The 23,354-nt window shown below is 44.9% G+C and carries 35 protein-coding genes; 4 read left to right on the top strand and 31 right to left on the bottom strand.

Going from position 1 to position 23,354, the window contains the following annotated elements:
• Positions 1-242: 242 nt before the first annotated feature.
• A complete protein-coding gene (locus RB160_RS21965; RefSeq protein WP_316572566.1) occupies positions 243-467 on the bottom strand; it encodes a hypothetical protein in 225 nt (74 codons plus the stop codon).
• Between the two features lie 135 nt (positions 468-602).
• Between RB160_RS21965 and pdaB the strand changes: the two genes are divergently transcribed.
• Positions 603-1,355, top strand: a complete 753-nt coding sequence (gene pdaB, locus RB160_RS21960; protein ID WP_316572565.1) for a polysaccharide deacetylase family sporulation protein PdaB — start codon at positions 603-605, stop codon at positions 1,353-1,355.
• Positions 1,356-1,456: 101 nt separating this feature from the next.
• Here the strand turns inward: pdaB and RB160_RS21955 are convergent, their stop codons facing one another.
• Entirely contained in the window at positions 1,457-2,125 is a 669-nt protein-coding gene (locus RB160_RS21955; protein ID WP_316572564.1) for a KinB-signaling pathway activation protein, read from the bottom strand.
• Between the two features lie 186 nt (positions 2,126-2,311).
• Between RB160_RS21955 and gerD the strand changes: the two genes are divergently transcribed.
• On the top strand, positions 2,312-2,917 hold the full coding sequence (gene gerD, locus RB160_RS21950; protein ID WP_316572563.1) for a spore germination lipoprotein GerD: 606 nt from the start codon (positions 2,312-2,314) through the stop codon (positions 2,915-2,917).
• Positions 2,918-2,960: 43 nt separating this feature from the next.
• Here gerD and RB160_RS21945 read toward each other — a convergent pair whose 3' ends face one another.
• The 3 genes from RB160_RS21945 to RB160_RS21935 all read right to left on the bottom strand — a co-directional run bounded on the left by RB160_RS21945 (position 2,961) and on the right by RB160_RS21935 (position 5,397).
• Positions 2,961-4,019 carry an Mrp/NBP35 family ATP-binding protein gene (locus tag RB160_RS21945; RefSeq protein WP_316572562.1) on the bottom strand — a complete coding sequence of 353 codons (1,059 nt, stop codon included), beginning with the start codon at positions 4,017-4,019 and terminating at the stop codon, positions 2,961-2,963.
• A 153-nt stretch (positions 4,020-4,172) separates the two neighbouring features.
• Positions 4,173-4,826 carry an N-acetylmuramoyl-L-alanine amidase CwlD gene (gene cwlD / locus RB160_RS21940; RefSeq protein WP_316572569.1) on the bottom strand — a complete coding sequence of 218 codons (654 nt, stop codon included), beginning with the start codon at positions 4,824-4,826 and terminating at the stop codon, positions 4,173-4,175.
• 127 nt (positions 4,827-4,953) lie between these two features.
• Entirely contained in the window at positions 4,954-5,397 is a 444-nt protein-coding gene (locus tag RB160_RS21935; protein WP_316572561.1) for a YbaK family protein, read from the bottom strand.
• Positions 5,398-5,541: 144 nt separating this feature from the next.
• Between RB160_RS21935 and RB160_RS21930 the strand changes: the two genes are divergently transcribed.
• On the top strand, positions 5,542-6,000 hold the full coding sequence (locus tag RB160_RS21930; protein ID WP_316572560.1) for a DinB family protein: 459 nt from the start codon (positions 5,542-5,544) through the stop codon (positions 5,998-6,000).
• A 212-nt stretch (positions 6,001-6,212) separates the two neighbouring features.
• Here RB160_RS21930 and RB160_RS21925 read toward each other — a convergent pair whose 3' ends face one another.
• Together RB160_RS21925 and RB160_RS21920 are read right to left on the bottom strand one after the other, a co-directional pair.
• Positions 6,213-6,998 (bottom strand): SDR family oxidoreductase, encoded by a 786-nt coding sequence (locus tag RB160_RS21925; protein ID WP_316572559.1) that lies wholly within the window; start codon positions 6,996-6,998, stop codon positions 6,213-6,215.
• A gap of 306 nt (positions 6,999-7,304) precedes the next feature.
• Complete coding sequence (locus RB160_RS21920; protein WP_316572558.1) at positions 7,305-7,874, bottom strand: TetR/AcrR family transcriptional regulator; 570 nt, start codon at positions 7,872-7,874, stop codon at positions 7,305-7,307.
• Positions 7,875-8,068: 194 nt separating this feature from the next.
• Between RB160_RS21920 and RB160_RS21915 the strand changes: the two genes are divergently transcribed.
• Positions 8,069-8,992, top strand: a complete 924-nt coding sequence (locus RB160_RS21915; protein ID WP_316572557.1) for a DsbA family protein — start codon at positions 8,069-8,071, stop codon at positions 8,990-8,992.
• 195 nt (positions 8,993-9,187) lie between these two features.
• Here the strand turns inward: RB160_RS21915 and rpsI are convergent, their stop codons facing one another.
• The 24 genes from rpsI to rplE all read right to left on the bottom strand — a co-directional run bounded on the left by rpsI (position 9,188) and on the right by rplE (position 23,329).
• Complete coding sequence (rpsI, locus tag RB160_RS21910) at positions 9,188-9,580, bottom strand: 30S ribosomal protein S9 (protein WP_115453988.1); 393 nt, start codon at positions 9,578-9,580, stop codon at positions 9,188-9,190.
• A gap of 18 nt (positions 9,581-9,598) precedes the next feature.
• Entirely contained in the window at positions 9,599-10,036 is a 438-nt protein-coding gene (gene rplM, locus RB160_RS21905) for a 50S ribosomal protein L13 (RefSeq protein WP_316572556.1), read from the bottom strand.
• A gap of 222 nt (positions 10,037-10,258) precedes the next feature.
• Positions 10,259-11,038, bottom strand: a complete 780-nt coding sequence (gene truA / locus RB160_RS21900) for a tRNA pseudouridine(38-40) synthase TruA (protein WP_316572555.1) — start codon at positions 11,036-11,038, stop codon at positions 10,259-10,261.
• A gap of 12 nt (positions 11,039-11,050) precedes the next feature.
• Entirely contained in the window at positions 11,051-11,848 is a 798-nt protein-coding gene (locus RB160_RS21895; protein WP_316572554.1) for an energy-coupling factor transporter transmembrane component T family protein, read from the bottom strand.
• Positions 11,845-12,711 carry an energy-coupling factor ABC transporter ATP-binding protein gene (locus RB160_RS21890; RefSeq protein ID WP_316572553.1) on the bottom strand — a complete coding sequence of 289 codons (867 nt, stop codon included), beginning with the start codon at positions 12,709-12,711 and terminating at the stop codon, positions 11,845-11,847. Before RB160_RS21890 ends, RB160_RS21895 begins: the two co-directional genes overlap by 4 nt.
• Positions 12,687-13,526: an energy-coupling factor ABC transporter ATP-binding protein gene (locus RB160_RS21885; protein ID WP_316572552.1), complete on the bottom strand. Its 840-nt coding sequence runs from the start codon at positions 13,524-13,526 to the stop codon at positions 12,687-12,689. Before RB160_RS21885 ends, RB160_RS21890 begins: the two co-directional genes overlap by 25 nt.
• Positions 13,527-14,234: 708 nt before the next feature.
• Positions 14,235-14,597: a 50S ribosomal protein L17 gene (rplQ, locus tag RB160_RS21880; protein WP_316572551.1), complete on the bottom strand. Its 363-nt coding sequence runs from the start codon at positions 14,595-14,597 to the stop codon at positions 14,235-14,237.
• 53 nt (positions 14,598-14,650) lie between these two features.
• A complete protein-coding gene (locus RB160_RS21875) occupies positions 14,651-15,595 on the bottom strand; it encodes a DNA-directed RNA polymerase subunit alpha (protein ID WP_316572568.1) in 945 nt (314 codons plus the stop codon).
• A 170-nt stretch (positions 15,596-15,765) separates the two neighbouring features.
• Positions 15,766-16,155, bottom strand: a complete 390-nt coding sequence (gene rpsK, locus RB160_RS21870) for a 30S ribosomal protein S11 (protein ID WP_053364791.1) — start codon at positions 16,153-16,155, stop codon at positions 15,766-15,768.
• 22 nt (positions 16,156-16,177) lie between these two features.
• Positions 16,178-16,543 (bottom strand): 30S ribosomal protein S13, encoded by a 366-nt coding sequence (rpsM, locus tag RB160_RS21865; RefSeq protein WP_316572550.1) that lies wholly within the window; start codon positions 16,541-16,543, stop codon positions 16,178-16,180.
• A gap of 24 nt (positions 16,544-16,567) precedes the next feature.
• Entirely contained in the window at positions 16,568-16,681 is a 114-nt protein-coding gene (gene rpmJ / locus RB160_RS21860) for a 50S ribosomal protein L36 (RefSeq protein WP_000868344.1), read from the bottom strand.
• A gap of 37 nt (positions 16,682-16,718) precedes the next feature.
• Positions 16,719-16,937 carry a translation initiation factor IF-1 gene (gene infA / locus RB160_RS21855; RefSeq protein ID WP_048823029.1) on the bottom strand — a complete coding sequence of 73 codons (219 nt, stop codon included), beginning with the start codon at positions 16,935-16,937 and terminating at the stop codon, positions 16,719-16,721.
• Positions 16,930-17,265, bottom strand: a complete 336-nt coding sequence (locus RB160_RS21850; RefSeq protein WP_316572549.1) for a KOW domain-containing RNA-binding protein — start codon at positions 17,263-17,265, stop codon at positions 16,930-16,932. Before RB160_RS21850 ends, infA begins: the two co-directional genes overlap by 8 nt.
• On the bottom strand, positions 17,243-17,989 hold the full coding sequence (gene map, locus RB160_RS21845) for a type I methionyl aminopeptidase (RefSeq protein WP_316572548.1): 747 nt from the start codon (positions 17,987-17,989) through the stop codon (positions 17,243-17,245). Before map ends, RB160_RS21850 begins: the two co-directional genes overlap by 23 nt.
• Entirely contained in the window at positions 17,989-18,639 is a 651-nt protein-coding gene (locus RB160_RS21840) for an adenylate kinase (RefSeq protein ID WP_316572547.1), read from the bottom strand. Before RB160_RS21840 ends, map begins: the two co-directional genes overlap by 1 nt.
• Before the next feature lie 60 nt (positions 18,640-18,699).
• Positions 18,700-19,995, bottom strand: coding sequence for a preprotein translocase subunit SecY (secY, locus tag RB160_RS21835; RefSeq protein WP_316572546.1), 1,296 nt, complete (start codon positions 19,993-19,995; stop codon positions 18,700-18,702).
• Entirely contained in the window at positions 19,995-20,435 is a 441-nt protein-coding gene (gene rplO, locus RB160_RS21830; protein ID WP_053364786.1) for a 50S ribosomal protein L15, read from the bottom strand. Before rplO ends, secY begins: the two co-directional genes overlap by 1 nt.
• Before the next feature lie 31 nt (positions 20,436-20,466).
• Complete coding sequence (gene rpmD, locus RB160_RS21825) at positions 20,467-20,649, bottom strand: 50S ribosomal protein L30 (protein ID WP_059174140.1); 183 nt, start codon at positions 20,647-20,649, stop codon at positions 20,467-20,469.
• Between the two features lie 14 nt (positions 20,650-20,663).
• A complete protein-coding gene (gene rpsE, locus RB160_RS21820; protein ID WP_115453974.1) occupies positions 20,664-21,164 on the bottom strand; it encodes a 30S ribosomal protein S5 in 501 nt (166 codons plus the stop codon).
• A 24-nt stretch (positions 21,165-21,188) separates the two neighbouring features.
• On the bottom strand, positions 21,189-21,551 hold the full coding sequence (gene rplR, locus RB160_RS21815) for a 50S ribosomal protein L18 (protein WP_316572545.1): 363 nt from the start codon (positions 21,549-21,551) through the stop codon (positions 21,189-21,191).
• A gap of 32 nt (positions 21,552-21,583) precedes the next feature.
• Complete coding sequence (rplF, locus tag RB160_RS21810) at positions 21,584-22,120, bottom strand: 50S ribosomal protein L6 (RefSeq protein WP_316572544.1); 537 nt, start codon at positions 22,118-22,120, stop codon at positions 21,584-21,586.
• A gap of 31 nt (positions 22,121-22,151) precedes the next feature.
• On the bottom strand, positions 22,152-22,550 hold the full coding sequence (rpsH, locus tag RB160_RS21805) for a 30S ribosomal protein S8 (protein WP_115453971.1): 399 nt from the start codon (positions 22,548-22,550) through the stop codon (positions 22,152-22,154).
• Positions 22,551-22,579: 29 nt separating this feature from the next.
• On the bottom strand, positions 22,580-22,765 hold the full coding sequence (rpsN, locus tag RB160_RS21800; RefSeq protein ID WP_009499044.1) for a 30S ribosomal protein S14: 186 nt from the start codon (positions 22,763-22,765) through the stop codon (positions 22,580-22,582).
• Positions 22,766-22,789: 24 nt separating this feature from the next.
• Positions 22,790-23,329, bottom strand: coding sequence for a 50S ribosomal protein L5 (gene rplE / locus RB160_RS21795; protein WP_115453970.1), 540 nt, complete (start codon positions 23,327-23,329; stop codon positions 22,790-22,792).
• Positions 23,330-23,354: the final 25 nt, after the last annotated feature.

Genomic DNA, 23,354 nt, shown 5'->3' with positions numbered 1-23,354 from the left:
TGTTTGTTGACGCTTGTTTGTTTAGTTTTCAAAGAGCAATTTTTGAACATATCGCTCAGAGGCGACTTTTTAAATATACCATGTTGTTCGACTTGTGTCAACAACTTTTTTTAACTTGGTTACTGCCTCGCAGCAACGTTTTTTAATATACCAAGATAACAATGCAAAGTCAATAAGAAATTCGAGCTGAATATATTTCCATATAGGTAACTATTCAAGGCGCAATAATGGTAACTCCAACATTAATATTTTTTTATCCTCTTTTTTCTCATATACCTGATGCAATCCCCTGGTTGGGCAATTCTCCTGAAAAGCATAAATATAATTTTATACCTCTCCTCCATTGCCCTTTTAGCAATCTGGTCAATCCTTTCATCGTCTAAATCAAACAAAATTTCTTCCATTTCCCTTTTAAGAAGGTATTCAAGTTCCTTTGCTTCCTTTGTATTGACCAGCAAACCAATCATTCACTCACCACTCCTGGCATGGATTTGCACCTTATGTTTTCCAACAAATTCTATTTTATGTAGATTTGGTACTCATACGAGCAGGTTTTTGGACATAGGTATAGGACAAGGAAAGCTTTAGACGGGGGAATGAAGGTGGATTTCTTTGTTATTTTAAACGGAAAGCGAATTAAGCAGGCCATTTTAATAATCGTGTCAGCCTTATTTACAGCATGGATTGTGTATATGGAAAATCTTGTCCAGGTTCCGGTATTTTCGACAAAGGATGGACCAAAGGCGGTTTACAAGGGGGAAAAGGATATCGCCTTGACATTTAATATTGGCTGGGGAGATGAAAAAGCTGAGCCAATATTGGATGTACTCGAAAAAGAAAACGTAAAATCAGCTACCTTCTTTTTGTCCGGCGCTTGGGCCGAACGCCACCCAGACCTCGTGAGCCGAATAGCGAAGCTTGGATATGAAATCGGCATTCTCGGCTATGGGTATGAAGATTATACGGCTATCGAAGAGGCTGAGATCCGAAAGGACCTTGCTAAAGCACAGACAGCCTTTGGCAAATTGAATATCAAAAAAATAACATTAATTCGTGCCCCAACAGGACATTTTGACAAACGGACGTTAAAAATTGCAGATCGATTTGGGTTTACTGTCGTACATTGGAGTGTTGATTCTAAAGACTGGACCAACCCTGGCATCAAAAAGATCCATGCAAACATTCTTAAAGCGGGGGCCGGTGACATCGTCCTCCTTCATGCTTCGGATGCAGCCAAACAGACTGCAAAGGCACTCCCGGGCATCATTAAAGATTTGCAGGCCAAGGGTTTGAAGTTTGTCACTGTTTCGGAGATGATAGCCAATGGAGAGGCAAAGACAGAAGAAGTAAAATAAAAATACAAGCCGCCCATTTTATTTCGGGCGGCTTAAATGCTTTTGGATAAGTATTGCCTTGGATTTAAATCAGCGAAAACCTGCCGCTAACAGAGGCGTCATTATTTCGACGCCTTGAGTTGTTTTTGTGCTTGCCGGGGTTTTTTCCCCTCCAGCTTCTTTCGCTCTGCAAGCGATTTTTCATTCAGCTTGTGAAGGACAAGCAACTGATAGCCGTTGCAGATAAGTAATGGTATCAGCATGAGGTAAAACCAGCTGCCTTCATTTACCCTGAGGACAGGAACCCATTCTATGACAGTCCCGACTACCATAAAAAATAACGCCGGAATGAACGCCTCTTTGTTTGTTTGCCTCATCTTTTGCCAAGCTACCGCCAATCCCGCAGCAAGGACGATCAGAGCGGGTATAACATAAGAAACGGCCCCTTCTCCTTCCTTCGCAAAAGAGATGTACCTTAAATAAATGAGATCGAACAGCACAAATGCAACAATAACGGCCTGTACGCTATTCCACAACCGTACCGATTTAAAAATTCCCAAGCCGAATCGGTGGACAGTCAAATAAGCAAAGAATCCCATCTGGCTCAATAAGCTGAAAATAAACCCAACTCCAACGAGCCAAATAAAGACCGATAGGACTTCCAGGAAGTCGGCATCCGCAAACAACGGTTCAAATTCGTCCCAGCGGACAAAAAAACCAGTAACAACTGTAGTAAGTCCCCCAATTATTAATGTGTTGATAAATAATTTAACCCAATTACGGCTAGTCACAATTTTTCCCCCAGCACTGCATTCTTTTTTTGATTGCCATTAACTCAAACTTGGAGCCAATGACGTTTTCACTTCATTGTACCAACCGGAAACGTAAAAATCCAGGCATTCCGATTGTGCGAATAATTAGGTGTATTTTTCTTCATTCTAAGGGTAAGTGCCATTCGTTGAAGGGAGCTATCGGGAATGAAAAAGATGTATACGCTGCTTTTGACCGGGATGATCCTCATTGTTTCGGGCTGCGCGGCTGGGACCAGCCAGATTGAGACTAAATTGAATTACGAGGAAACAAAAAAAATGCTTGTCGATATCCTCCACACGGATGATGGGAAAAAAGCAATCCACGAAATCATGACTGACGATTCAATTAAAAAGCAAATGATTATGGATGAGTCGGTAGTGTCGGATACAATCCAAAAAACTTTAGTCTCCAAGGAAGGAATGGATTTTTGGAAAAACTCGCTTAAAGATCCCAAAATGGCCTCAGCCTTGGCAAAAAGTATGAAAACGGAAAACGAGAAACTGTTAAAAGATTTAATGAAGGATCCTGATTACCGTGCGATGATGATTGAGATACTTAAAGAGCCTGAAATACAAAAAGAGATGGCTGACGCCTTAAAAAGCAAAGACTTCCGGCTCCATTTGCAGGCTGTTATAGCCGATTCAATGCAAAGCCCTTTGTTTAAAGCAGAGATGCAAGACCTCCTTTTGCAGGCGGCTAAGGAAGCCGCTAAAGGCGACAAAGGCGGAGGGGGCGGCCAAGATGGGGGCGGCGATAAAGGCGGGTCTTAAATTGTTTAAAAAAGCCTCTTCCGGTTCCGGAGAGGCTTTTGTTTTACTTATCCAGTTTGTTAATGACATTATCGGCAATTTGCAGATAAATAGCGCCAATGTTGTGTTCTTCCTGATAAACGGAAGGGGCAAAATCGTTTTCATCCCAATCCGGCTGGCCGAGTGGAAGCTGCCCGAGGATTTCAGTATTAAGCGCTTCGGCAAGTTTTTCCCCGCCGCCTTTACCGAAAATGTATTCCCTTTCGCCAGTGGCCTTGCTTTCAAAATACGCCATATTTTCAATGACGCCCAGAATTTCATGTTCGGTCCTTAACGCCATCGCGCCTGCCCTAGCCGCAACAAAAGCGGCTGTAGGATGGGGAGTCGTTACGATGATCTCCTTGCAGGACGGCAGCATGGAGTGTACATCAAGCGCCACATCGCCTGTCCCCGGAGGCAGGTCCAGAAGCAGGTAATCGAGTTCTCCCCAATTAACCTCTTCAAAGAAGCTGTTCAGCATTTTGCCGAGCATTGGGCCACGCCAAATAATCGGCGCATTGTCCTCGACAAAGAAGCCCATCGAAATGACTTTTACCCCAAACCGCTCGACAGGCAGGATTTTTTCATCCTTTATAGCGGGGCGTTCTGTAATACCCATCATATCCGGTACACTGAACCCATAAATATCGGCATCAATTAGCCCGACTTTTTTCCCGAGGCGCGCCAGTGAAACTGCTAGATTAACGGAAACTGTCGATTTCCCAACCCCACCTTTTCCGCTCGCAATTGCTATGAATGTTGTTTTGCTTCCCGGAGCCAACAGCCCAAGATCGCCTTGCTCTGCCGTGGCGGCGCGATGCTTTGCCAACTCTTCTTCCGGAAGCTGGCTGAAGCGGATACCGACTGTGGCTGCTCCCTGGTTTTTTAAAGCGTTAACAATTTCAGTCTGAAGCTGAAGCTGTTCGGCGGTACCGGTCTTGGCAATTGCTATTTTTACACTGACATGGTTCTTTTCTTCCTTAACCTTTATTTCCTCAATGGCATTCAGCTCACCAAGCGATTTATGTAAAAAAGGTTCCTGTAAACCGCTCAAAACTTCCCGTACGATAGCCTCTGTAATCATATACTAAAGCACCCGCCTTATTGATTTGGTTACTGCCAACCGTTGCCGGCATGTCTTTATATTATATCATAGAGCTAGGTAAGGCTGTTAAATGGCGCACACCCTTATGTTTTTATGCAAAATTAAAAAGGGAGGCGGCAGGGCCTCTCCCTATCATCTTTCCGTGAAAAATCGATTGATGCCTTTATAAATTGATGCCGCCACCATTTCCTGGTATGAATCGCGTTCTAAATTTGTTTTCTCAGCCGGATTTGAAAGGAAACCAGCCTCCACCAGGACCCCCGGTATTTCCGCGTGCTTCAGGATATAGACGCTGTTAAGCGGTTTTTCCTTCCTCGTTGTGTTTTCGAGGTTCGTTCTTAGCTCTTGCTGGATCAGCCTGGCAGCCTTTTTGTTCTCCTTGTTATTCGTGCTATAGAAAGTTTGCGCTCCGCTCCATTGTGGGGCGGGAATCGCATTCAAATGAACGCTGACAAAGAAATCCGCATTGGATTCATTGATAATTTTGAGCCTTTCCTTCAAATCGGCTGTTTTCCTGCGGCTATAGCCCTTCATTTCCGGTGGCGCCAAATCCTTGTCTATATCCCTGGTCATGATGACAATCGCACCCTGTTGCTGTAAGAAATCACGCAGCTTAAGGGATATACTCAATGCGATGTCCTTTTCCTGAACGGTCCTCTCACCCGCTCCTCCGTCCGCTCCCCCATGCCCCGGATCAAGGAGGATTACCTTTCCTGTAAGCGGCAGATGCCATGTATTCCAGGAATGATTATCGGAAAAATCATATTGGATGATAAAGAATAACATGATCAGCCCAATAGCTATAGCCGTCCTCTTCAGTCTTTTAATTGACACTCCGCCCAGCCCCCTGCCTGTCCTTTTCCATTTCACTATATGGCTTTGGAACAGGAATTAGAACCGGAATCAGGCTGGTTTAGTGAAGGCGCAGCTTTTGGCGGCGCATCCCCTTTTCAAACCCATCAAGCCACCATTTCCTCACATATTGCTCACAGTTGAAATAAAGGGATTCGCTGTAATACCCTTCATCCCCTCCTCCCCAATACAAAAGGAAGTTGAACAAGGTATCAATCAAATGGGTTTCTTCGGGTTCACACCGTTCAAGTGTCAGTTCGACTTTTTCACCATTGGTACCAAATTTGCTGAAATGCGCTCCAAGTAAATAGGCTTCCAGTGCTACATCATAGCACGCTTCCTGGATGCCCGGATTTTGGAGTAGGCGCTGGGACATCCTTAACGATCCGAAATGTTCCTGAACACGTTTCTTTAATTCATTTATAGAAAGGTCTTTTAGGACTGAACGTTCATATTTAATCTGTTTTTCCCGCCTTTTTTCATTGAAGGTCGTAATTACATTCACTGTAGTCACCTCTTAATCCCTAGTGTTTAACCGTTTCTCAAGGAGAATACCGGCTAACGGATTGATTCGCTTTCCAGTTTTACAACCAATTAGCAATCATGTATCTTAAAATCAGAATAGACAGACTTTTTTAGGGGGATTTTTATGAGAAAAGAACATGAAATCCTATTTAACCAGCTAAGGGATTACCGGAACGATATCCTTGGCTGCGTAGCTGATCTTTCCGAGGAGGCCTCAAATACCGTTCCAACTGGATTCAACAATAATATCCTCTGGAACCTCGGTCATATTTATCTTGACCAGCTGCTGTGGATTAAGCATCTGACAAAAGAGCCTATTGGGATTCCCGAAGGATTCAATGAATGGTTCGGTTTTGGGACCAGCCCTGCCAACTGGGCAAGCCAGCCTCCATCCCTTGAAGAATTAAAGCAACTGCTCGCCCGCCAGCCGGAATGGATTAAGGAGACATACGGGGATAGGCTTGATGAAACCTTCCCGGAAACTGAATCCGGCATGCAGACCATCGCCCAGGTGCTTGTCCGGACGATTTACCACGAAGGTATCCATCTCGGAGCAATTATTGCGTTGAGAAAATTTATTTAAACTGCTTACAAAAAGAAAAAAACACTGGCAAAAGATAGGCCAAACCTAAGGACGAGATTAAGCTTGTAATAAAGAGTAAATGATTGGAGGGGATTGAGTTAAGATTTACAACAAACAAGAGGAATTCATTTTGAAAAAATAATCAAAATGAATTCCTCTTTAATGTTTATTTAAAATTTTTATTCATTTTCACAGGTTAGCTAACACTACTCTTAATATTTATAAGATTGTCCACCATCGATTGGAATAACGGTTGCATTGATGAAGTTGGCTTGGTCGGATAGCAGGAATGCCACTAAATATCCCACTTCTTCAGGTTTACCGAAGCGTTTCATTGGGTTTGGCTCAACAAATTGCTTTCCTACTTCTTCCCAATTTTCTGGATCCATTTGTTTTAATGAACCTTCTACCATTGGTGTCATGATTGCGCCTGGTGCGATGGCTTTGATGCTGATTCCGTATTGGCCATATTCAATTCCTGAGTTTCTTGTTAATCCAACGACGCCGTGTTTACTAGCTGCATAACCGGATTGGTTTCCTACCCCACGAATACCGCCAACGGAAGCCGTATTCACAACAGAGCCAAATCCTTGTTCTCTCATGACTTTCAATACGTGTTTTAAACCATAAAACACTCCATTTAGGTTGACATTGACTACCTTTTGAAATTGATCAATGCCAAAATCCTCTGTAAGGTTTTGTTTTCCTTCAATGCCTGCATTGTTGAAGAAACCGTCGATTCTCCCGAATTTTTCAACTGTCTCATTTACATAGTTTTCAACTGCTTTTTCATCTGCGACATTTGCAGTGATAAGCAATACTTCTGCGTTTGGTGCAACTTCTAACACTTTACTTTTTGTTTCTTCTAATGAAGAAGCGTTTAGATCAACGAGAGAAAGTTTCGCGCCTTCCTTTGCTACTTGTAGAGCAGAGGCTTGGCCTAAACCAGATCCCGCACCTGTAATTAATACGACTTTTCCTTCAAAACGATTGCTCATGATGATTATCCTCCCTTGTTGTACTTTCTGATTAAAACACATACTATCGCAAGATATTTAGGATGACAGTGTACCCCTTTTTATAAAATATCATCCATTAAAATATCTCTAATTAAAATATCTTTAATTGATAGTATATTTTAATTATATATCCAATGAAAAATTTATCAATTAAAAGGTCTTATCCTTTTTAAGCCTAATATGGAAGAATGGACCGGCTTATGATCCTAATTTACTAACTTTTCCAACACAACAAACAGGCTACCTCATTGTAAATGAGATAGCCTTTTAATGTTGATATACCTGTTAGTTCGTTGCCCCAAAATTACTTCCCGACAGTATATAAGGAATTGATGATTTGATAAATTCTTCGGGCTGTATCTCTTTACTATTTCTTCTCCATTCCACAGAAGCTCCATACATTCCCCAACTCAGCATGACAGCTGTAACCTTTAGTGGATGCTCCTCTCCGGTTGGTCGTTGTTTTAACAATATTTTATAAAAAATGATTTCAAGCTGTTCCCTAATAATCCGGGCAATGGTATCTTCATATCCTCTATGGCAACGAGTAGACAATGACTTTTGAAAATTCGTGATCGCATTAAAAATGCTAACCAGCGTTTCTTCATTTAGTCCGTTATTTTGGTAGTAATCATAATCCAAATTAACCAACAACACTTCTGATAATACCTTTTCCAGTAAGTCATATATATCCTCAAAATGATAATAGAATGTGGCACGATTAATCATAGCCTTAGATGTAATATCTTTAACAGTAATATCCTTAAATTCCTTTTCCCCTGAAAGGTCAATGAAAGAATCCATTATTAATTTGCGAGTACGCAGCACTCGAGGGTCCGTTTTTGATTGATTCATTTGTTACCCACGCCTACTTTCTAAACAATTTCTTGAATGTGTTGTATAAACGACAAATCGGCAGAACTATTGGTGTTGGTCATGTTCATTATGGCTTAAGATTCAATTGTAAGGCAAATAATTCATTTTGCCCCAGAAAATATAAAGCGAAATAAGACCAAGACGATTAATTAAAACAAAGGAGGAAGATGGACTTGAAAAATAATAATATGATTTGTGATTTAGAAACTGGTATTTGCGGAGTAGCTGAAGAAGAAGAGATGGAGATGATTGATTTTAATAAACCAGCAAAATCAATTAACCTTTATTATGTGACGGATCCGATTTGTTCTCATTGCTGGGCGATTGAGCCTGTGCTCCGCCGTTTTGTAAAGCAGTATGGTGATTATTTTAACTTTCATACCGTTATGGGCGGCTTGCTGGAAAAATGGCATGACGGACCTATCGACCCTGCGAACGGCATTTACAAACCGGCCGATGTTGCTGGCCACTGGAGAGAAGTTGGAGAATATTCAAGAATGCCAATCGATGGGACTTTAATGATTGACAATCCAGTCCAATCTTCCTATCCGCCTTCTCGTGTATTTAAGATCATTCAAAAAAATCATAGTGAAGCAATAGCATTTGAATTTTTGCGCCGTGCACGAGAAGAACTTTTCGCATTTAATCAAAATATTTCAGAGCAATCGGTTATGATAGAAATCGTAAATAAACTTGGCCTTGATGGGAAAGCCATTGTAAATGAAGCTGAACAACCTATCGGACAACAATTATTGAATGAAGATTTTGCTCTTACTAGAAGCTTGGGAGCCAGGGGTTTTCCTACCATCATCATGATTAATGAGGAAAATAAAGGCGTCAAAATTGTTGGCGGCCGTCCGTTTGAATACTATGTTGACGGTTTAAAACAAGTTCTAAATCTGGAAGAACTCCAACCAAAACAACAGCCATTTCTTTCTGACTTGCTTGAAGAGGAAAAACTTCTATTTTCCAAAGAAATTGAAGTCATGTATGATATCGAACAATCAGCTGTTAACTCTTTTATTGAAAAAGAATTAACTCCAGCAACGTATGAAGCTAAGGAAGTTCTGGGCGAGACCTATATTGTGAGCAAATAGCAATAGATGAAAAGATCTGTACAACCAAAATATGGTTTACAGATCTTTTTCAATTCATCATTTTGTTTTTTGAATACCTTATTGTGCCTGTCGCCCACATAGGTGCATTCAATTTACAATTAATATTAATAAAAACAAAAACAGGCTATCCCACCGTAAATGGGATAGCCTGTAAACGTTGATAGAAAAACGATATTAACGCTTCGAGAACTGAGGTGCACGGCGTGCGCCTTTAAGACCGTATTTTTTACGCTCTTTCATGCGGGCGTCACGAGTAAGAAGGCCTGCACGCTTAAGTGTTGGACGGAATTCTGGATCAGCTTGCAGCAATGCACGTGCAATGCCGTGGCGGATAGCGCCAGCTTGGCCAGTGTAACCGCCGCCCTTAACGTTTACAAGGATGTTGTAGCTGCCAAGAGTTTCAGTAGCAACAAGCGGCTGCTTAACAACTTCGCGCAACGCTTCGAACGGAATGTAGTTAGTGATTTCACGATCATTGATTAGGATTTGTCCATTGCCTGGAACTAGACGTACGCGGGCAACGGAGCTTTTACGACGGCCTGTGCCGATATATTGAACTTGTGCCAAGTTAATACCCTCCCTTTATTATCCGCGAAGTTCGTAAACTTCTGGTTTTTGTGCTTGGTGCGGATGCTCGCTGCCTGCATATACGTGCAGCTTTTTGTACATTTGACGGCCAAGAGAATTTTTTGGAAGCATGCCTTTAACAGCAAGCTCGATCATTTTCTCAGCATAGTTAGTGCGCATTTCAAGTGCAGTCCTTTGCTTAAGGCCGCCTGGATGCTGGGTGTGGCGGTAGTAGATTTTGTCTTGAAGCTTGTTTCCAGTCAGATGGACCTTGGAAGCATTCAGGATGATTACATTGTCACCAGTATCAACATGCGGTGTGAAAGTTGGTTTGTTTTTACCACGTAGAATTGCTGCAACTTCGGAAGCAAGGCGTCCGAGAGTTTTGCCTTCAGCATCAACTACGTACCATTTACGCTCGATATTGTTGGCATTCGCCATAAATGTTGTACGCATGGGTTTCCCTCCTAATTAAATCCGAAAAATATTGGTTTCGCGCTTCTTCCCGATCTCCATGTGGCCGGCTCTGTTCCGGGAGCGGCAGTGGGACGGTTTTGCGCCTTTAAGGTCATGTTCATATATTTCTAATCACGATGAGGCTTTCCGGGGCTTTATCGTGGGATTAAAATACATACATATGATATAATAAATCCTTGCGGGCTCAATGTCAAGAAATTATTATACACCAGGTTTAGTTGTTTTACTTTTTTGAACCCAATCCTCGTAAAATACTTCCCAAAGATACAAACCATGTGCCGGTGCGGTTTTTCCCGCAAGCGTCCTGTCCCTGGCCGCAATCAAGCTAGGAATGGCCGCTGCTTCCCTTGCACCGGAGCCCACCTCGATCAGTGTCCCTGTCAGAATCCTGACCATATTGTACAAAAATCCATTTCCCTTAAATCCAAGTACAAGGCATTCGTCTTCTTTTTTTAAGGAAATATCAGTAATCGTCCTTACTTTATCTGCCACTTCCGTATTGGAGGCACAAAAGCTCGAAAAATCGTACCTTCCGGTTAAATGCCGGGCCGCTTCTTCCATTTTCGCCAAATTAAGCGGATATGGGTAGTGATAGGCATAGTTGCGGTTAAACGGGTTTTTGTTTTTCCCGAGATAAAGGACGTAACGGTACTCCTTACCGATTGCATCAAAACGCGCATGAAAGTCCGGCTTCACCCTTTCAGCCAAAAGAATCACGATTTCCCCGCCAAGCATGGAGTTAAGTGCTGCTGGCCAGCGCTCGGGCGGAATCGAGAGGGGAGAATCGAAATGGATAACCTGCCCTTTTGCATGTACGCCGGAGTCGGTCCTTCCGGAAGCGGTGACCTTGACAGCTTCACCTTTATGAATTTTCGCCAGTACAGCTTCGATTTCTCCCTGGACTGTGCGCTTTCCGGGCTGGACCTGATAGCCTGCAAAGCCTGTCCCATCATACGAAACAACGCATTTATACCGTTGCATGGTAACCCTCCATTAGGACCTTAGTAAAACAAGGACAATGGCCAAAAGCAGAAGCAGGCCGATTTGCAGTGAATCAAGCAGCTTCCAGTACAGCTGCCTGAACCGAGTCCTTCCCTCACCGCCCCTGTAGCCCCTTGCTTCCATTGCAGTAGCCAGGTCTTCCGCCCGTTTGAATGAACTAACAAACAGCGGTATCAATAGCGGTATGATTGCCTTAACACGTTCCTTCACCGGACCGCTCGCAAACTCAACTCCCCGAGCGGCCTGAGCTTTCATGATTTTATCCGTCTCCTGCATCAAGGTAGGTATGAATCGCAGGGAAATCGACATCATCAAAGCCATTTCGTGAACAGGGAAACGGATTTTCTTTAATGGATTCAAAAGGACTTCGAGGCCGTCTGTAATCTCAATCGGAGTCGTTGTCAATGTTAACAGGGACGTGACAAGAATCAAGAAGAAAAATCGCATTGAAATAAAAAGTCCTTGCCTGATTCCTTCTTCGTATATTTTCATAAAACCCAGATCGGCGACAACATCTCCCTCTTTTGTCAGGAACAGGTGGAGCAGAAATGTGAAGATGACAAGGAAAAAGATCGGTTTTAAACCTTCATAGAGAAACCTGAACGGGATTTGCGACAGACCCAGCAAATAAAAGGTGTAAAGGCCAAGCAAGGCATACGTAATGGAGTTATTCGCAATAAAAACAATCCCGACAAAAGCAAAGACGAGAATCAGTTTTGACCTCGGGTCCATTCGGTGGACCGCCGACTCGGCAGGAACATAGCGCCCGAAGATCATTTTTTCCATCATGGCTGGCCACCCCCGTAGTACCTGGCAATCGCATCTGCAAGCTCTTCTATTGTTAAATAGGCCTTTTCAAGCTTTACGCCCATTTTTTCTTCCCATTTCAGTTGAAAGCGAACAGCCTCCGGTACATCAAGGCCTAACGAGACGAGTTCAGCCGGATGTGAAAAGATTTCTTCAGGCGTGCCAATTTTCACCGTTCTGCCTTTATGCAAGATTACGATTTTATCGGCATAACGGGCCGCGTCCTCCATGCTGTGTGTTACAAGAACAGTTGACAGCCTCCTATCCTGGTGGAGGCGGTAAAACATATCCATGATTTCTTTCCTTCCGCGCGGATCCAACCCAGCAGTTGGTTCATCGAGTACAATTACTTCTGGCTGCATGGCCAAAACTCCAGCAATGGCGACACGGCGCATTTGGCCCCCTGATAGGTCGAAAGGAGACCTTTGCAAGATTTCCTCGCCAAGTCCTACCTGGCTAATGGCGACCCTTGCCCTTTCCTTTGCCTCCGTTTCCGAAACACCAAAGTTCATTGGCCCAAAGCAAATGTCTTTTTCGACTGTTTCCTCGAATAGCTGATGTTCCGGGAATTGGAAGACAATCCCGACTTTTTGGCGCACCGCCTTCAAGTTCTTTTCTTTTTTTCCGGCCTGAATGGTTCGGTCTCCGAGGTCGACTCTCCCCGAGGTAGGCTGAAGCAGTCCGTTTAAATGCTGAAGGACAGTCGACTTGCCGGAACCCGTATGGCCAATTATCGCCAAATAAGTGCCAGAAGGGATTTCAAATGTGACATCACTTACAGCCAGCTTTTCGAACGGCGTGCCTGCCTGGTACTTGTATTCTATATCTTTGAGCGAGATGTCCATAGTTCCGTCACCAACTCTTCTTCAGACAAATAATTTTTCGGCAGTTTTATCCCTCTTTCGACTAACGTCTTTCCCATTTTAACCGCAAACGGAATATCGAGGCCGAGGGAGATGAGTTCTTCGTCCAAGGCGAATATTTCTTCCGGCGTACCTTTACGGTAAACCGAGCCTTTATTCATAACGATGATTCTATCAGCTTTCGCCGCTTCATCAAGGTCATGGGTTATGGATATGACCGTTAAGGCTTTCTCATTCTTCAACAGCCTCACGGTCTCAAGCACTTCTTCCCGCCCTCTTGGGTCGAGCATCGAGGTTGCTTCATCCAGAATAATAATCGTTGGCCTGAGCGCCAACACTCCAGCAATTGCTACCCGCTGCTTTTGCCCGCCGGAAAGATGGTGCGGCTCTTGATTAAGAAATTGTTCCATTTTAACCTTCGCCAAAGCTTCTGGCACCCGGACGGCCATCTCCTCTTGAGGGATGCCGTTGTTTTCCAAACCAAAAGCCACATCATCTTTTACTGTCGTCCCGACAAATTGGTTGTCCGGATTTTGGAATACCATTCCTAGCTTCTTTCGGATATCCCATACTGTTTGTTCGGCGAGGGCTAATCCTCCAACCACAATAGTTCCTTTTTGAGGGTATTGCAACCCATTTAAAAGCCTGGCCAGTGTGGATTTCCCAGATCCGTTATGCCCAACGATCGCAAGCCATTCACCTTCATACACTTCAAAGCTGACATCCTGGACGGCATATCGATCTCCATTGCTGTATTGAAATGAAACATTTTCAAGGCTGATAATCGGTTTTTTCACCAGGCCTTCCTCCTCTCGGCTCACCTTTTCTCTCTCTGCTCTTCCGTAAAAGCAAAAAAAGCCTGCACCCCGCCCCCCTTCAGATACAGGATCTGATGTATTTCAGGGTTTCTTTTTGAGAAACGGGAGGGGTGCATGAGCTAGACGGGACAGGAAAAGAATGCAGGCGATTTAAACAAATGAAGCTGCAATCTTCCGAAAGTCTGGGCCAAACCTGGCCATCCGGTTATCCAATGGATATTCCTGCCCATCGTAACGCTCTTTTTGGCTTGTGCGGCAATACTATTCATTTCTAACTAAAGCGGCGGCTTTCGCTATTCTTGTGTCCAGCTACGTGCCTCCGCTCTTCATTGTCCAGCTGCAGCGGCCAGNATCCGGTTATCCAATGGATATTCCTGCCCATCGTAACGCTCTTTTTGGCTTGTGCGGCAATACTATTCATTTCTAACTAAAGCGGCGGCTTTCGCTATTCTTGTGTCCAGCTACGTGCCTCCGCTCTTCATTGTCCAGCTGCAGCGGCCAGCGCCTAGTGTACTTCGGTCTCCTCCTTACGATAAGTCAACATCGATTCACTTCGTTCATCGTGTTTCCTTTATCTCGTTCGAAGCCCTCCAGTCCATACGGCGCTAAGCGGCCGCTTCCGCTCTTCTTGTAAAAAAGGCAAGAAACAAGTTTCATGAAACTGTCCCTTGCCTTCTAGATGGTGTATTAAACTAGCTCGATGATGACCATTGGTGCACCGTCGCCGCGGCGAGGACCAACTTTCATGATGCGAGTGTATCCACCTTGGCGCTCTGTGTAACGAGGAGCGATATCAGCAAACAATTTTTGGAGTGCATCCGTGTTGTTCTCTGCATCGGCTATTTCGTTACGGATGTATGCTGCTGCCTGGCGGCGTGCATGCAAATCTCCGCGCTTTCCAAGAGTGATCATCTTTTCTACAACAGAACGCAGTTCCTTCGCACGTGTTTCAGTTGTCTGGATACGTTCGTTAATAATTAGGTCAGTTGTAAGGTCACGAAGCATCGCTTTACGCTGTGCGCTTGTGCGGCCTAATTTCCTGTATGCCATGAAGGGTTCCCTCCTTTGTTGAAGTCAGTAAAGGCTTTGGCGGCTTTGCCGGACTAGTCGTCCTTGCGAAGGCCCAACCCAAGCTCTTCTAGTTTCGCTTTTACTTCCTCTAGCGATTTACGTCCAAGGTTGCGCACCTTCATCATATCTTCCTCGGTCTTGTTGGCAAGCTCCTGGACAGTATTGATTCCTGCGCGCTTCAGGCAGTTGTAAGAACGCACCGAAAGGTCGAGTTCTTCAATTGTCATTTCGAGGACTTTTTCTTTTTGGTCTTCTTCTTTTTCAATCATGATCTCGGCATTTTGCGCTTCATCTGTCAATCCAACGAAGATGTTCAAATGCTCGGTCAAAATCTTTGCTCCGAACGCGATGGCTTCCTGGGGGCCTGTGCTGCCGTCTGTCCATACATCCAATGTCAATTTATCGTAGTTGGTCATTTGCCCAACACGTGTATTTTCCACCTGGTAGGACACACGGGAAACCGGAGTGTAGATCGAGTCGATCGGAATCACGCCAATCGGCTGGTCTTCTCTCTTATTCTGGTCAGCTGGCGTATAACCGCGTCCGCGCCTTGCAGTTAGCCGCATACGAAGATGTCCGTTTGAACCTAATGTAGCAATATGGAGATCCGGATTAAGGATTTCAACATCACTGTCATGAGTGATATCGCCAGCCTTTACCTGGCCTTCACCCTTTACATCGATTTCAAGCGTTTTTTCTTCATCGGAGTATATTTTCAATGCGATTTTCTTAATGTTTAAGATAATGGATGTGACATCCTCAACGACGCCTTCAATTGTTGAAAACTCATGAAGAACACCATCTACCTGAATCGATGTAATCGCGGCACCTGGGAGTGATGATAGTAGGATACGACGTAAGGAGTTACCCAGAGTTGTACCATATCCACGCTCAAGTGGCTCTACGACGAACTTCCCGTATTTGGCATCATCGCTGATCTCAACCGTTTCGATTTTTGGTTTTTCTATTTCGATCATCAAATATACCCTCCTTCAAAACGTCGAAAACCCGGCCGGTCACTGCCCAACCGAAATTCCCCCTGTATTCGTCCCTGTTTGTGCACAACAACTGGATTATTGGTTCTGCATGAACGAAAATTGGTATCATATCCCATTATAGACATGGATACAATTTCTATACAGAAAAATTACACGCGACGGCGTTTTGGCGGACGGCAACCATTATGTGGAACTGGAGTGACGTCTTTGATTGCAGTAACTTCAAGACCTGCAGCCTGAAGTGCACGGATGGCAGCTTCACGTCCGGCGCCAGGACCTTTTACAGTTACTTCAAGAGTTTTCAGACCATGTTCCATTGATGTTTTAGCAGCAGTTTCAGCAGCCATTTGCGCAGCGTATGGAGTAGATTTACGAGAACCTTTAAATCCAAGCGCACCTGCACTTGACCAGGAAATAGCATTACCATGAACATCGGTGATGGTAACAATCGTATTGTTAAATGTTGAGCGAATATGAGCGATACCGGATTCGATATTCTTTCTCACACGGCGTTTGCGAGTATTAGTTTTACGTGCCATTTGTAAGTACCTCCTTTACTGATTACTTCTTCTTGTTCGCTACAGTTTTACGTGGGCCTTTACGCGTACGGGCATTGTTCTTCGTGTTTTGTCCACGAACAGGCAACCCGCGGCGGTGGCGCAAACCACGGTAGCTCCCGATTTCCATCAGGCGCTTGATGTTAAGGGAAACTTCACGGCGAAGATCGCCTTCCACCTTAAGCTTGTCAACGATCTCACGGATTTTGTTGAGTTCGTCTTCTGTAAGATCGCGTACACGAGTGTCTTCAGAAACGCCCGCTTCAGCAAGGACCTTTTGTGCTGTATTTTTACCAATTCCATAGATGTAAGTTAAAGAGATAACCACACGCTTTTCACGCGGAATATCTACACCAGCAATACGTGCCATAAATATGGAGCACCTCCTTTATTTTTAACCTTGTTTTTGTTTATGTTTAGGGTTTTCACAAATAACCATAACTTTTCCGCGTCTACGGATAACTTTGCACTTTTCGCAGATCGGTTTTACAGATGGTCTGACTTTCATTATCCTAACCTCCTTAGCAGTACGGAGTGCAATCGGCTTATTTGAAGCGGTAGGTAATCCTGCCGCGAGTTAAGTCGTATGGGGATAGCTCCACTGTTACTTTATCGCCAGGCAGAATCCTGATGAAGTGCATACGGATCTTGCCTGATACGTGGGCAAGGATCGTATGGCCATTTTCCAATTCTACCTTAAACATGGCGTTTGGCAAAGTTTCAATTACCTTGCCTTCAATTTCAATTACATCATCTTTAGCCATCGAATTCGTCTCCCTTCTCTTCATCTGTCAGGCGTTCGTTTAAAAACCTTGTAAGTGCGAAGCGCAGCTTTCCGTTCGTCACGCTGCCTGTTTCCAAGATACTGTCATAAACTTCCGGAGCTATGCGGTCCACCAGTTGGAGATGACGGAGATTCTTCCTCTTTGGGCGGTTGTTTTTTAGCTTCCCGCCGTCAGCGACAAGAACAAATTGTTCATCAGCCAACTTTATAATTATAACATACTGGCCTGCGCCGCGTCCGCTTTTAACAAGGGCGATTTGACCGGGAACAGGGCCGCGAGTTTCATCACAGTTTTGTGAGAATTTCAAAGCCTTCCTCCGTAATGGCAATCGTATGTTCAAAATGGGCGCAGTTTTTGCTATCAGCAGTTACAACTGTCCAGTTGTCAGCCAGTGTTTTTACATACCGGCTGCCCGCATTTACCATCGGTTCAATTGCCAGTACCATGCCAGGCCTGAGCCGAGGGCCTTTGTTTGGCGGTCCGTAATGCGGAACATGTGGTTCCTCATGTAAGTCTTGCCCCACACCGTGGCCTACATACTCGCGCACGACCGAAAAACCGTTTTCTTCAACATACACCTGAATTGCATGCGAGATATTCGTGAGACGTTCGCCTGGCTTAGCCTCTTCCAGCCCTTTGTACAGGGACTGTTCCGTTACTTCTAACAGACGGGCAGTTTCCTCGTCTATTTCGCCAACCGGATAGGTCCAGGCCGAGTCACCGTGATAGCCGTTGTATTTGGCTCCGATATCGATGCTGATGATATCCCCTTCTTTTAAAATACGGCCTCCGGGAATGCCATGCACCAGCTCCTCATTGACTGAAGCGCAAATGCTGCCGGTAAAACCATTGTAGCCTTTAAAAGAAGGAATTGCATCGTGCTTCCGGATTACTTGTTCTGCAATGCGGTCCAGTTCTTCTGTGGTAATCCCCGGAACTATATGTTTCTTTAGTTCTTCATGGGTCAAAGCCACAATCCTGCCCGCTTCTCGCATGATTTTCAGCTCACGGGGCGTTTTGCAAATGATCATTACTCCAAGCCCCCAAGCAATGCCTGGATGTCAGCGAAAACCTCGGAGATTTCACGTTGCCCATCGATATTGCGCAAGTACCCTTTTTCAATATAAAAATCAAGCAATGGCTTCGATTGCTTCATGTTGACGTCAAGCCTGTTCTGCACGGTTTCAGCGTTGTCGTCCGCCCTTTGGTACAATTCACCGCCACAGCGATTGCACACTCCCTCAACTGCGGGGGGATTGAAAACAAGATGGTAGGTCGCACCGCAATTTTTGCAGATGCGGCGTCCTGTCAGGCGTTCCATCAAAATGGATTTGTCAACATCGATATTGAGGACAAAGTCAATTTTTTTGTTCAACCCTTCCAGCATGCTTTCAAGTGCTTCAGCCTGCGGAACTGTCCTTGGGAACCCGTCGAGGAGGAAGCCCTTTTCACAGTCTTCCTTGCTTAGCCTTTCCCGTACGATGCCAATCGTCACTTCATCCGGGACAAGCGCCCCTTCATCCATGTACGCCTTTGCTTTCAGTCCCAATTCCGTACCTTCCTTCATTGCGGCACGGAACATATCTCCGGTTGAGATATGGGGGATTCCAAACTGTTCTACAATTTTTTCCGCCTGAGTGCCTTTACCGGCACCAGGTAGACCCATTAATACTAAGTTCATGCAATTACCCCCTCGGGGATTATGTGGTTTTAGGGAACGGTAGCGTCCCCAAAACCAACCTTACTTGATAAAGCCTTTGTAATGGCGTTTGACCAACTGGGCTTCAAGTTGTTTCATTGTTTCAAGCGCTACGCCGACCACGATCAGCAGGCTCGTTCCGCCAATTTGGGCTGACTGCGGCAGGTTTGCCACTTCAATGAAAACAATTGGAAGGACAGCGATCACTGACAGGAAAATCGCCCCTACAAATGTCAGACGATAGAGCACGCGTGTAAAGTATTCTTGCGTTGGCTTTCCTGGCCGGATTCCAGGGATATAGCCGCTCTGCTTCTGCAGGTTTTCGGCTGCCTGTTCCGGATTCACCTGGATAAATGCATAGAAATACGTAAACGCGATGATCAATCCTGCATATAGCACCATCCCGATAGGATGGTTATAATCGAATACTCTCGTTATCCAAAGAGTCACGTCATTCGTTGGGAAGAATTGAGCGATTGTCCTTGGAGTAATGATGAATGATACTGCAAAAATGACCGGGATAACCCCTGCTGCGTTCACTTTCAAAGGCATGTGGGTGGACTGGCCGCCAACCGGCGTACGTCCCGCAGTCATCCTTTTTGCGTATTGGATCGGGATTTTTCTAACTGCCTGTTGGATAAAAATTACCCCAACAACAATGGCGATAACAGCCAGAACAATGAGCAGCACTGTCAAGATGCGGATGAACAAATCGTCACCTACGTCTTGGAACTGCTGAATATAAATTTGGTTGACAGTAGTCGGAATTCCGGATGCAATTCCTGCGAAGATGATGATTGAGATCCCGTTACCGACACCTTTTGCCGTGATTTGCTCACCGAGCCACATTAGAAAGGCAGTACCAGCGGTCAGGACTGTCGCGATCAGCAAGTACGTTCCGATTCCAGAGCTTTCAATCAACTGGCCTTGGGCCATGTTGTTAAACCCGTAGGACATGCCTAATGCCTGGATAAATCCAAGCACAATTGTGAAATAACGGGTAAATTGGGCAAGCTTTCTTCTTCCCGCATCCCCCTGCTTTGACCACTCGGTGAACTTCGGCACAACATCCATCTGCAATAGCTGGATGATGATCGAAGCAGTGATATAAGGCATAATGCCCATTGCAAGGATGGAGAAGTTTTGCAAGGCCCCGCCTCCAAATGTATTCAGCACGCCGAATACACTGAACTGGTCCTGGGCTTTAAGAATATCAGCATTGACATTTGGAACCGGAATAAAAGTTCCGATACGGAAGATGACTAACATCAAAAGGGTGAATAGAATTTTGTTCCTTATTTCACCCACGCGCATAAAATTGGAGATTGTCCGGAACATTAGATCACCTCAGTGTTTCCACCGGCAGCTTCGATTGCTTCCTTGGCAGCAGAGGAAAATTTATGAGCTTTTACAGTCAACTTTTTCTCAACGTTTCCTTTTGCAAGAATCTTGATTCCTGCTTTTTCGTTCTTAACCAAGCCTGCTTCGATAAGAAGTTCTGGAGTAACTTCTGTACCGTCTTCAAAGCTGTTCAGGACATCAAGGTTTACAATCGCATACTCCTTGCGGTTGATGTTTGTAAAACCGCGTTTTGGCAAACGGCGGAATAAAGGCGTTTGACCACCTTCAAAACCCACACGCACACCGCCACCGGAACGGGCTTGTTGACCCTTGTGGCCCTTACCTGCAGTTTTTCCGTTGCCGGATCCGATACCGCGGCCTTTACGCTTGCGGTCTTTGCGGGAGCCTTCTGCTGGCATTAATTCATGAAGTTTCATTTGGGCACCTCCTTAAGAAAGTATGAATCGTTTATTGTTCTTTAACCGAAACAAGGTGGGCAACCTTATTGATCATTCCGCGGATAGCCGCGTTGTCCTGTTGCTCTACTGTTTGGTTCACTTTTCGCAATCCGAGAGCCTTAACTGTTTCGCGCTGGTCCTGTGGACGGCCGATCACGCTTTTAGTGAGGGTAATTTGCAATTTGTTAGCCATTTGATTTCCCTCCCTTATCCTAACAGTTCTTCTACTGATTTTCCGCGCAGTTTCGCAACATCTTCGGCACGCTTAAGTTGCTTGATGCCGTCAATTGTAGCGCGAACTACGTTGATTGGCGTATTTGTTCCAAGCGATTTAGAAAGAATGTCGGAAATTCCGGCAAGCTCAAGTACCGCACGGACAGGGCCGCCAGCGATAACTCCTGTACCTTCATATGCAGGTTTCAGAAGAATTTCACCAGCCCCGAAACGGCCGATAACCTGATGTGGAATAGTCGTTCCAACCATCGGCACGGAAACCAGATTTTTCTTTGCATCTTCAATTGCTTTACGGATCGCATCAGGTACTTCCTGTGCTTTACCTGTGCCAAAGCCGACATGGCCATTTTTATCTCCTACTACGACAAGAGCAGTGAAACGGAAACGGCGTCCGCCTTTAACAACCTTAGCAACACGGTTGACCGTAACTACGCGTTCTTCAAGTTCAAGTTTGTTTGGATCAATGCGACGCATCTTTGTGTGTCCCTCCTTTGTCTATTAAAATTGCAAGCCGTTCTCACGGGCAGCATCAGCAAGAGCCTGGACGCGGCCATGGTAGAGGTACCCTCCGCGGTCGAAGACTACTGAAGTGATGCCTTTTTCGACTGCACGCTTTGCAATAAGTTCTCCAACTTTTTGCGCAGCTTCTTTGTTTCCGGAAACTTCCGATCCGAAATCTTTATCCATTGTCGAAGCACTCGCTAGAGTAACTCCGTTCACATCGTCGATTAACTGAGCGTAAATGTGTTTGTTGGAACGAAACACATTCAGACGGGGACGGGCCGCTGTTCCGCTAAGCTTTGAACGGACGCGTGCATGTCTTTTCTTACGGCTCACGTTTTTATCAAGCTTCGTAATCATTTACGTCACTCCTTTCGTATTACTATGCGGCATTACTTACCTTTTTTACCTTCCTTACGGCGGACAACTTCGCCTTGATAGCGAATCCCTTTACCTTTGTAAGGCTCTGGAGGACGGACGCCACGGATGTTTGCAGCAAGCGCTCCAACACGTTCTTTGTCGTAGCCTCTAACAATTACCTTTGTATTTGCAGGCACTTCGATTTCAAGTCCCTTTTCAGGCTCAATTTCAACCGGGTGGGAATATCCAACGTTAAGTACAAGCTTGTTGCCCTGCTTGGAAGCACGGTAACCAACCCCTACTAGCTCAAGGCCTTTTTCAAAGCCTTTGGATACACCTTCAACCATGTTGGCGAGTACAGCCCGTGTTGTGCCATGCAATGCACGGATTTCCTTTACATCGGAAGGGCGTGTAATCGTAACAGCATTATCTTCTACGAGGATGCTGATTTCAGGGCTGAAAGTACGAACCAACTCGCCTTTCGGTCCCTTAACTGTAACAGTGTTTTTATCTAGAGTAACCGTAACTCCTGCTGGAATTTCGATTGGTTTTTTTCCTATGCGAGACATTTAGTGCACCTCCATTCATTCAGAAACTTTCTTACCAGATGTATGCTAATACTTCTCCGCCGATTTGCTTTGCACGGGCTTCTTTATCAGTAACGACACCCTGTGAAGTTGAAACAAGGGCGATGCCAAGGCCGTTCAATACGCGAGGCACTTCTGTTGATTTTGCATAGACACGAAGGCCAGGCTTCGAAATTCTTTTGAGGCCAGTGATAACGCGCTCGTTGTTTGCACCGTACTTCAGGAAGATTCGGATGATGCCCTGCTTGTTATCTTCAATCAGCTCTACATCACGGACGAAACCTTCACGCTTAAGGATTTCAGCGATTTCTTTTTTGATATTGGAAGCAGGTACTTCCAGCTTTTCATGGCGCACCATGTTCGCATTACGGATGCGGGTAAGCATATCTGCAATTGGATCTGTCATGACCATTATTTTTACCTCCTTCCCAGACTTGGGTTTTACCAGCTAGCTTTTTTCACACCAGGAATCTGGCCTTTGTATGCTAATTCACGGAAACAAATACGGCAAAGCTTAAATTTGCGGTATACAGAGTGTGGACGGCCACAGCGTTCGCAGCGGGTATACTCTTGCACCTTATATTTAGGCGTGCGTTTTTGCTTCGCAATCATTGACTTTTTAGCCACGTTTTCGCCTCCCTTATTTATAGATTACTTCTGGAACGGCATTCCAAACTGAGTTAAAAGCTCACGTGCTTCTTCATCAGTGTTGGCTGTCGTAACAATAACGATATCCATACCACGGACTTTGCTTACTTTATCGTAATCAATTTCAGGGAAGATCAATTGTTCTTTCACACCAAGAGTGTAGTTGCCGCGGCCGTCGAATGCTTTCTTGGAAATTCCGCGGAAGTCGCGCACCCGTGGCAGAGAAACTGAAATTAATTTGTCGAGGAACTCGTACATACGCTCACCGCGCAAAGTAACTTTCGCTCCAATTGGCATGCCTTCACGAAGGCGGAAGCCGGCGATTGACTTTTTCGCGCGAGTAACAACCGGCTTTTGGCCAGTAATGCTTGTCAGTTCTTCAACAGCATTGTCCAGGGCTTTTGCGTTTGCTACTGCATCGCCAACACCCATGTTCACAACGATTTTTTCTACTTTAGGAACCTGCATAACAGATTTATAGTTAAACTTGCTCACTAGAGCAGGAGTAATTTCTTTTACATACTTTTCCTTTAGGCGGTTCATCTATTGTACCTCCCTTCTTCATGAA

The sequence above is a fragment of the Neobacillus sp. YIM B06451 genome, assembly GCF_032667185.1.
Lineage (GTDB): Bacteria > Bacillota > Bacilli > Bacillales > Cytobacillaceae > Bacillus_D.
Note: the sequence above shows the minus strand (reverse complement) of the source record. Positions and strands in the feature narration are given on the sequence as shown.

Excerpts from the sequence above, each read along its gene's own strand:
- RB160_RS21965 (WP_316572566.1), bottom strand. The coding sequence starts at position 467 with ATGATTGGTTTGCTGGTCAATACAAAGGAAGCAAAGGAACTTGAATAC.
- gerD (WP_316572563.1), top strand. The coding sequence starts at position 2,312 with ATGAAAAAGATGTATACGCTGCTTTTGACCGGGATGATCCTCATTGTT.
- RB160_RS21945 (WP_316572562.1), bottom strand. The coding sequence starts at position 4,019 with ATGATTACAGAGGCTATCGTACGGGAAGTTTTGAGCGGTTTACAGGAA.
- cwlD (WP_316572569.1), bottom strand. The coding sequence starts at position 4,826 with ATGTTATTCTTTATCATCCAATATGATTTTTCCGATAATCATTCCTGG.
- RB160_RS21930 (WP_316572560.1), top strand. The coding sequence starts at position 5,542 with ATGAGAAAAGAACATGAAATCCTATTTAACCAGCTAAGGGATTACCGG.
- RB160_RS21925 (WP_316572559.1), bottom strand. The coding sequence starts at position 6,998 with ATGAGCAATCGTTTTGAAGGAAAAGTCGTATTAATTACAGGTGCGGGA.
- RB160_RS21920 (WP_316572558.1), bottom strand. The coding sequence starts at position 7,874 with ATGAATCAATCAAAAACGGACCCTCGAGTGCTGCGTACTCGCAAATTA.
- rplM (WP_316572556.1), bottom strand. The coding sequence starts at position 10,036 with ATGCGTACAACATTTATGGCGAATGCCAACAATATCGAGCGTAAATGG.
- truA (WP_316572555.1), bottom strand. The coding sequence starts at position 11,038 with ATGCAACGGTATAAATGCGTTGTTTCGTATGATGGGACAGGCTTTGCA.
- RB160_RS21895 (WP_316572554.1), bottom strand. The coding sequence starts at position 11,848 with ATGATGGAAAAAATGATCTTCGGGCGCTATGTTCCTGCCGAGTCGGCG.
- RB160_RS21890 (WP_316572553.1), bottom strand. The coding sequence starts at position 12,711 with ATGGACATCTCGCTCAAAGATATAGAATACAAGTACCAGGCAGGCACG.
- rplQ (WP_316572551.1), bottom strand. The coding sequence starts at position 14,597 with ATGGCATACAGGAAATTAGGCCGCACAAGCGCACAGCGTAAAGCGATG.
- RB160_RS21875 (WP_316572568.1), bottom strand. The coding sequence starts at position 15,595 with ATGATCGAAATAGAAAAACCAAAAATCGAAACGGTTGAGATCAGCGAT.
- rpsK (WP_053364791.1), bottom strand. The coding sequence starts at position 16,155 with ATGGCACGTAAAACTAATACTCGCAAACGCCGTGTGAGAAAGAATATC.
- rpsM (WP_316572550.1), bottom strand. The coding sequence starts at position 16,543 with ATGGCACGTATTGCTGGTGTAGATATTCCGCGTGAAAAGCGTGTGGTT.
- rpmJ (WP_000868344.1), bottom strand. The coding sequence starts at position 16,681 with ATGAAAGTCAGACCATCTGTAAAACCGATCTGCGAAAAGTGCAAAGTT.
- infA (WP_048823029.1), bottom strand. The coding sequence starts at position 16,937 with ATGGCTAAAGATGATGTAATTGAAATTGAAGGCAAGGTAATTGAAACT.
- map (WP_316572548.1), bottom strand. The coding sequence starts at position 17,989 with ATGATCATTTGCAAAACGCCCCGTGAGCTGAAAATCATGCGAGAAGCG.
- RB160_RS21840 (WP_316572547.1), bottom strand. The coding sequence starts at position 18,639 with ATGAACTTAGTATTAATGGGTCTACCTGGTGCCGGTAAAGGCACTCAG.
- secY (WP_316572546.1), bottom strand. The coding sequence starts at position 19,995 with ATGTTCCGGACAATCTCCAATTTTATGCGCGTGGGTGAAATAAGGAAC.
- rplO (WP_053364786.1), bottom strand. The coding sequence starts at position 20,435 with ATGAAACTTCATGAATTAATGCCAGCAGAAGGCTCCCGCAAAGACCGC.
- rpmD (WP_059174140.1), bottom strand. The coding sequence starts at position 20,649 with ATGGCTAACAAATTGCAAATTACCCTCACTAAAAGCGTGATCGGCCGT.
- rpsE (WP_115453974.1), bottom strand. The coding sequence starts at position 21,164 with ATGCGTCGCATTGATCCAAACAAACTTGAACTTGAAGAACGCGTAGTT.
- rplR (WP_316572545.1), bottom strand. The coding sequence starts at position 21,551 with ATGATTACGAAGCTTGATAAAAACGTGAGCCGTAAGAAAAGACATGCA.
- rplF (WP_316572544.1), bottom strand. The coding sequence starts at position 22,120 with ATGTCTCGCATAGGAAAAAAACCAATCGAAATTCCAGCAGGAGTTACG.
- rpsH (WP_115453971.1), bottom strand. The coding sequence starts at position 22,550 with ATGGTCATGACAGATCCAATTGCAGATATGCTTACCCGCATCCGTAAT.
- rplE (WP_115453970.1), bottom strand. The coding sequence starts at position 23,329 with ATGAACCGCCTAAAGGAAAAGTATGTAAAAGAAATTACTCCTGCTCTA.